This is a genomic window from Rhodococcus sp. ARP2, assembly GCF_001029585.1.
Lineage (GTDB): Bacteria > Actinomycetota > Actinomycetes > Mycobacteriales > Mycobacteriaceae > Rhodococcus_F > Rhodococcus_F erythropolis.
Window position 1 is genome coordinate 1 of record NZ_LEKE01000093.1, and the last position, 6,839, is coordinate 6,839.

The following is a 6,839-nucleotide window of genomic DNA, read 5'->3' on the forward strand; positions in this document are numbered from 1 at the left end:
CGATGACTGCATGACCCATGATGTGCGCTCCTTCGTGGAGTTTTCGGTCGGTGAGCTGACTCACCGTCAACTTTTCTGTAATGTATTCTATTGTTGATGTCAGGGCAATGCCGGAATGAACGTCATCTTTGAACCAAGTCTGACTCAAATAATAGAATTGATTTCAATTTTGAGAACACGACGAACCCACCCCGAGAAGGGGCGAGGTCACGTCAGTGTCGTGAGAGATTCACCAAAAGCAGGTCGCACCCCTTGCGGATGTCGTACTCCGCATCCGGGATGGAAATTCGACCGTTGAGGCACGATTGGATGACCCCGAACCACAGCTGCATCAGCAGACGCAACCCGGTGTTGTCTTCCTCGGTCGGGTTCTCGATCCCGGCCGCATCGAGGATGATCTGCCGGAAGCCGCGATCGATCTTGCCCACGTCCGGCACCGTCGCGACGTTGGCGGTACTGGACGACTGCAGCATCGCAGTCGAAAGGGCCGGCCGACGCAGTAACCCGCGAGTCGCGCGCACCAGGACCTCGTACACGGCGTCCTGCGGATTGGCCGACTGCACCTGATGCTTGGCAAAACTGTCGCCGATCTGATCGATCTGCTCGACCATCACAGCAACGAAGAGGTGCGTCTTCGAAGGAAAATAGCGGTAAAGAGTGCCGATGGCCACGCCTGCCCGCTTGGCAACTTCGTGCATCTGAACCCGTGAGAGTTCTTTCTCGGTCCCCAATTCGGCGGCCGCTTCCAGCATCCGCACATGGCGCGCCCGCTGCTCGTCCGAACTGGGCTCAGCAGCGTCCCTGACCTCGGCAATTCTCGGCAACGTCGCCCCCATCATCGATTATGTGTCCCGGCCGCGAACGACCGCGCTAATTCTCTCACCTGGACCACCCATCTCGGCATATTGCCCGCTCAGTGGGACCTGGCATGGCCTTCCAGTGCCGTGCGGTATTCCGTGGACACCCCACCCTCTTGGAGTAAGGACGCAATGATGCAGGACTGGACCAGCGAGTGCGACGTGTTGGTAGTCGGCTCCGGCGGCGGAGCGCTGACCGGCGCATATACCGCCGCTGCTCAGGGATTGACGACGATCGTCCTCGAGAAAACCGATCGTTTCGGCGGGACCTCCGCCTACTCGGGTGCCTCGATCTGGCTCCCAGGTACCCAGGTACAGGAACGCGCCGGACTTCCCGACTCGACCGAGAATGCCCGCACCTATCTGCGCGCGTTGCTCGGTGACGCCGAGTCCGAGCGCCAGGACGCCTACGTCGAGACTGCTCCCGCTGTCGTCGCTCTACTCGAGCAGAACCCGAACATCGAATTCGAGTTCCGTGCGTTCCCCGACTACTACAAAGCCGAAGGCCGGATGGACACGGGACGCTCCATCAACCCTCTCGATCTCGATCCCGCCGACATCGGTGACCTCGCCGGCAAGGTGCGTCCGGAACTGGACCAAGACCGCACCGGTCAGGATCATGCTCCCGGCCCGATGATCGGTGGGCGCGCACTGATCGGCCGTCTGCTGGCCGCAGTTCAGAGCACCGGTAAGGCCGAACTTCGCACCGAATCCGTCCTCACCTCCCTGATCGTGGAAGACGGCCGTGTTGTCGGCGCCGAGGTCGAATCCGGCGGCGAAACCCAGCGAATCAAGGCGAACCGCGGTGTCCTGATGGCAGCAGGCGGCATCGAAGGCAACGCCGAGATGCGTGAGCAGGCAGGCACCCCCGGCAAGGCGATCTGGAGTATGGGTCCCTTCGGCGCCAACACCGGCGACGCGATCTCTGCCGGTATTGCTGTCGGCGGCGCAACAGCCTTGCTCGATCAGGCGTGGTTCTGCCCCGGCGTCGAGCAGCCCGACGGCAGCGCCGCCTTCATGGTCGGCGTTCGCGGTGGGCTCGTCGTCGACAGCGCCGGTGAGCGCTACCTCAACGAGTCGCTTCCGTACGACCAGTTCGGACGAGCCATGGATGCTCACGACGACAACGGTTCTGCCGTGCCGTCGTTCATGATCTTCGACTCGCGCGAGGGTGGCGGACTGCCCGCCATCTGCATCCCGAACACGGCGCCCGCCAAGCACCTCGAAGCCGGAACGTGGGTCGGTGCCGACACTCTCGAAGAACTCGCTGCCAAGACCGGACTACCGGCCGACGCATTGCGCAGCACTGTCGAAAAGTTCAACGATGCCGCAAAACTGGGCGTCGACGAAGAGTTCCATCGCGGCGAAGACCCGTACGACGCGTTCTTCTGCCCACCCAACGGCGGCGCGAATGCGGCACTGACGGCCATCGAGAACGGTCCGTTCTACGCGGCCCGCATCGTCCTCAGTGACCTCGGCACCAAGGGCGGATTGGTCACTGACGTCAACGGCCGAGTCCTGCGTGCTGACGGCAGCGCCATCGACGGCCTTTACGCCGCAGGCAACACGAGCGCGTCACTGAGCGGCCGCTTCTACCCCGGCCCCGGAGTTCCACTCGGCACGGCCATGGTCTTCTCGTACCGAGCAGCCCAGGACATGGCGAAGTAACCAGCACAACGAGGACGTGGGGCAGGCGATGTCAGAATCACCTGCCCCACGACCTCTTTCAGGCTGCCCTCTTTCAGGGCGTCGCCAGGTTGAAATTCGGATCGAACGTGTCCATGATGTCGGCGAAGCGAGTCAGCGCCGAAACATCACCGTCGGACGTGACTTTTCCGGTGTCGAGGATGGCAGAGGCCTTTCCTGGTTGGAGAAGGATGCCGGCAAGCAACGGCTTGGGACCGGTCAGGGTCAGTTGCGCGTCAGGGGCGCGGCCCGAACGCGCGTTGAGAACTGCCCGTCGAATCCACATGTTCCAATCCTGTTTTGTGTCAGCAAAACTGAAGTTGATCGAAATGTCGACGTCGTCCGCCTTCTCCGCGATGAGATGCACTCCCGCATAGTCGAAGAGCAGATCGATCGGCATCGACAAAATCGTGTCCGTGCTGTCGGTGTTGACTTGACCGGCACCTGTGACGCCGTTGCGCAATTCCATTGCGGTGGCGAGGAAGATCGACCGATACTGCGGGACTTCCTGCTGGTATCCGAGTTGCTCGTAGGCGTCGGCCTGCAGGTTCTTTGCTTCCTCGTCGTCAGGATCGGCGAAGACCAGGTGATGGAGTAGCTGCACCGCCCACCGATAGTCGCCCGCTTCAAAAGCACTGCGCCCCTCGGCAAGTATCTTCTCTCGCCCGATCAGGTCGACGTGCCGCTTGGCATGATCCTCGGGCAGCAACGGCAAGATCGTCGCCGGGTCACCGTCCCAGAATCCCAGCTCCTTGTGGAAGACCGCGCGGACGTTGTGGTGCAGTCCGCCGTGGTAGTAGCGGTTGTACCACTTCTGTCCGATGGCTTCCGGTAGCCGGACGACCTCCGCAGCTTCGAGCGGCGTGTAGCCCTGGTTCGCGAACCTTAGCGCCTGGTCGTGAATGAACTTGTACATATCCCGTTGTGATTCAAGGAATTCCACCACCGTGGCGTTCCCCCACACCGGCCACGTGTGCGGACCGTGGTGAACTTCGACCTCGTCGCCCCACCGCACCAAAGTCTCATCCAGGTATCTGGCGAAGTTGCGCGCATCTCGGGTGCGTGCGCCTCGGATCGTCTGGATGTTGTGCATCGAGTGATTGGCGTTCTCGGCACAGGTGAGCGCTTTGATGGCCGGGATCCAGATATGCATCTCCTCCGGCGCTTCGGTGTCGGGAGCGTAGAGGAACTCGAAGTCCCACCCGCCGAGATTGCGTACCTCACCGGTCTTGGTGATGCCGTCAGTGGGCGGAATGTAGGTCATGTGGATGTTCATCCCGTCGGCGCCTGATCCCAGACCGACGGTCACCAGACCACAATCACATTGGGGCAGAATCAAACCGAAGGTGTACCCCATTCGCCGCGACATCGCATTGCCGGTGATGACGTTCTCGCCGATCGCAAACTTGTTGAAAGACTCGATGGTTCCAGGCGCGACGATCGGAATCTTGCCGGACACCACGTCTGCTTCGTCGACGAGGCCCTTGACGCCGGCGTAGTGGTCGAAATGCGTGTGGGTATAGATGATCGCGACGATCGGCTTGTTGTTGCCGAGTTCACGGCGGAAGAGTTCCAGGCCTGCTTTGGCTAGATCAGCGCTGGTGGTGGTGTCGATGATGACCAGTCCGTCCGGCGCATCGACAATGGTCAGGTTAACCGCGAACCTGACTTGGTACAGCCCGTCGACAACCTTGTAGAGCCCGCAGCGCCTCACCAACTGCGACTGCCGCCACAGACTGGGGTTCACAGAGTCAGGCGCTTGCTTGTCATCGGTGATGTACTCGAGAGGTTGACCGTCGTGAATCAGATCGCCCTCGTCGTTGAAGACCTGATCGTTCTCCCACCCGGCGATGAACCCGCGGTCCGCGTCGCCGAAATCCTCCCGGTCAGACATGGGATAGTCGTCGACTGCCGCGCGATTGACCTCGACGGTGAACGGTGTTGCAGGCTTGGTCTCAGCACCCATGAGCACTCTCCTCCGGTCCTTGTGTCCTCGTCCACGCAAGAACGCGATGCCATCGGACGTGACCTCACGCGGAACCCTCTGCAACCAATCTGGTGGCCACGCGGAATTCGCGCATCACCCGTGGCAGATGAGATCGCGGCTGAACCCCAGGTGGCCGGGGATCGCATCGAGCAGACGCCACTTGAAGGAAGTCACTTGGCGGACGCTGAGGCCGCGCGTAGCCCCTCACACATCGCTGCGAAGGCGCGGTCGTCGGCGGGATCCGCCGGCACTGCCAGTGCAATGCCGTCGCAGAGACTCGCGTATTTCGAACTCAGCACCCCGGGGAGTTCGGCGTAGGTGCATTGCGTGACCAAGATGTCGAGAACATCGTCCGTGAGCACCGCTGGTAGTCGATCCCAATCACCCGTTCGTGCCATCGCAGTCAGCTTCTCGCCGATTCCCGCCAAGCCGAGAACCTCGAGCGCGGTTCGATATGCCGGTGTCGAGTAGAGAAAGGCAAGTTCACTGCGCACCGCTTCTCGTCGAGCAAGTATCGCGGCACGATCTTTGCCGGTGATCGTCTTCGGAACGGCAATCAGCCGCGGCTTCCTTCCTCCTGCCGTCAATGATGGAATGATCTTCTCCGCGAGCACCTTCGGATGGGAGCTGGTGGGGTGAGCAACAAAGCCGTCGGCGACGGCTCCTGCCAGTGAGCACATGCGGGAGTTCACTCCCCCGGTCCAGATCTCGGGAGCTGGAACGTCGAGCGGCCCCGGATTGAAGTAGGGCTGCAGTCGGTTGAAGGTGTAGTGCGAGCCGGCATAGTCGAGTTCGCCGCCCGTCTGGAACGCTTGAAATATCTCCCGTACAGCACTGACGTAATCGCGCAGTTGTGCAACAGGATTGGTCCACGGCATCGAGTACCGCCCGACGATGTTCCCGCGCACCTGCGTTGCGAGCCCCAGTTGAAATCGCCCACCCGAGAAACCTGCAAGATCCCAGGCAGCCAAAGCCGTCACCATGGGACTGCGCGCAAACGCGACAACCATCGACGTCCGGACAGTGAGAGTACTGCTGTGCTCGACGGCCAGTGCCGCCACGGCAAAGGGGTCGCGAATGGTCTCGGAGATGTGCACCGTGTCGAAACCGAGGTTCTCGATGCGTTCGACGTGCTGAGCCACCTGCCGCAGCGGAGTGTCGGCAGGTAGCGAGGTCACCAATTCCATGTCAGCCCAAAGGCTCCAGACGAATCGACAGCAGCTTTCCTTCTGTTGCCACCTTGCGAGCGTGTTCGTTGAAGTCCGGGGCGGCACAGACGAACAGCGTACGACCGTCGGAACCGCCGAGCCCGCAAGCGAAGACGCCGCTGTCGAAGGCAATTTCATCGATTATCTTGCCAGACGGGTCGACGTGGAGAATTCGACTTCCGAGTGCGTCGGCCACCCACATCGAATCGTCTCCGTCGATGCAACATCCGTCGGGCGCAACGACGATCTCAGCGAGGGTGGTCTCCATCTCGGGTCCACCAGGTACCGGCCCGAACGACGCCCAATCACGGCGTTCGCCCAGAGAGCCGTCGGGCTGGACGGCAAACGCACTGATTCGATTTCCCAGCGTTTCGTCCACGAGCAGATCTCCGGTCGACGTCAGAGCCATCCCGTTGGGGAAGTGGAGATCTCGCGCCACGACGTGCACCGATCCGTCCGGGTCGACGCGGAGGAGATCTGCCGTCTCGACGGGGGCCAGGTTCATCAGGTCGAACCCGAAGTTGCCCACGTACGCTCGTCCCTGCGCGTCGACCAGCATGTCGTTGACGTTGGCACTCACGTACTCGGACAAGTCTGCGTGCACCACCAAATCGCCATCGGATTCTCGCCGCAGAATCTTCTGGTCCCGCATGGAGACGACCAGTAATCTGCCGTCCGGAAGCCACCCCAACCCGGACGGCTGCCCTGGAATCTCCGCCTCGACGCGTACGTCGGTCCCGTCCTCACGGGCCGAAATCACCTGGTAGGTATAGAAGTCCGACACCCAAATTCGGTCCTCGTGCCAGCGCGGGCATTCGAAGTAGGTATATCCCTCGAGAACTACCGCAACCTCTGGTGCCATCAGGCTCTCCCACGTCGGTGATTGAATGGTGTGTTCACTCCATTCAATCACCGGTGCCCCGGTGGCGGTGTCCGATTCCCGACTACTCGCCGCGGTATACCTTGTCCAGCACGTCGAACGCGGATTCCCACCCGTCGTAGACGTTGCCGTCGCCCTTGAAACCCGGGATCCCGACCAGATGGAATGTCATCTCGGTCTTGTCTCCCCGATCTGCGAGCGTGACCGTGATTCGAGGCGCG

Annotated in this window: 6 protein-coding genes; 1 reads left to right on the plus strand and 5 read right to left on the minus strand. The window is 61.5% G+C overall.

The features are described from left to right. Positions 1 to 212: 212 nt before the first annotated feature. Entirely contained in the window at positions 213 to 839 is a 627-nt protein-coding gene (locus ABX74_RS25330; RefSeq protein ID WP_019745323.1) for a TetR family transcriptional regulator, read from the minus strand. 153 nt (positions 840 to 992) lie between these two features. On the opposite strand from ABX74_RS25330, the gene ABX74_RS25335 reads away from it, so the two are divergent. Beyond that, a complete protein-coding gene (locus ABX74_RS25335) occupies positions 993 to 2,525 on the plus strand; it encodes an FAD-dependent oxidoreductase (RefSeq protein ID WP_020909157.1) in 1,533 nt (510 codons plus the stop codon). 73 nt (positions 2,526 to 2,598) lie between these two features. Here the strand turns inward: ABX74_RS25335 and ABX74_RS25340 are convergent, their stop codons facing one another. From ABX74_RS25340 to ABX74_RS25355, 4 genes are all read right to left on the minus strand, one after another. Then, the gene (locus tag ABX74_RS25340; RefSeq protein ID WP_047889965.1) at positions 2,599 to 4,509 is read right to left on the minus strand and encodes an alkyl/aryl-sulfatase; all 1,911 of its coding nucleotides are present in this window, start codon (positions 4,507 to 4,509) and stop codon (positions 2,599 to 2,601) included. 191 nt (positions 4,510 to 4,700) lie between these two features. After that, entirely contained in the window at positions 4,701 to 5,717 is a 1,017-nt protein-coding gene (locus ABX74_RS25345) for a TIGR03617 family F420-dependent LLM class oxidoreductase (protein ID WP_047889966.1), read from the minus strand. Between the two features lies 1 nt (position 5,718). Continuing rightward, complete coding sequence (locus ABX74_RS25350; RefSeq protein ID WP_047889968.1) at positions 5,719 to 6,600, minus strand: SMP-30/gluconolactonase/LRE family protein; 882 nt, start codon at positions 6,598 to 6,600, stop codon at positions 5,719 to 5,721. An 82-nt stretch (positions 6,601 to 6,682) separates the two neighbouring features. Further along, a complete protein-coding gene (locus ABX74_RS25355; protein WP_223258004.1) occupies positions 6,683 to 6,829 on the minus strand; it encodes a hypothetical protein in 147 nt (48 codons plus the stop codon). Positions 6,830 to 6,839 lie beyond the last annotated feature (10 nt).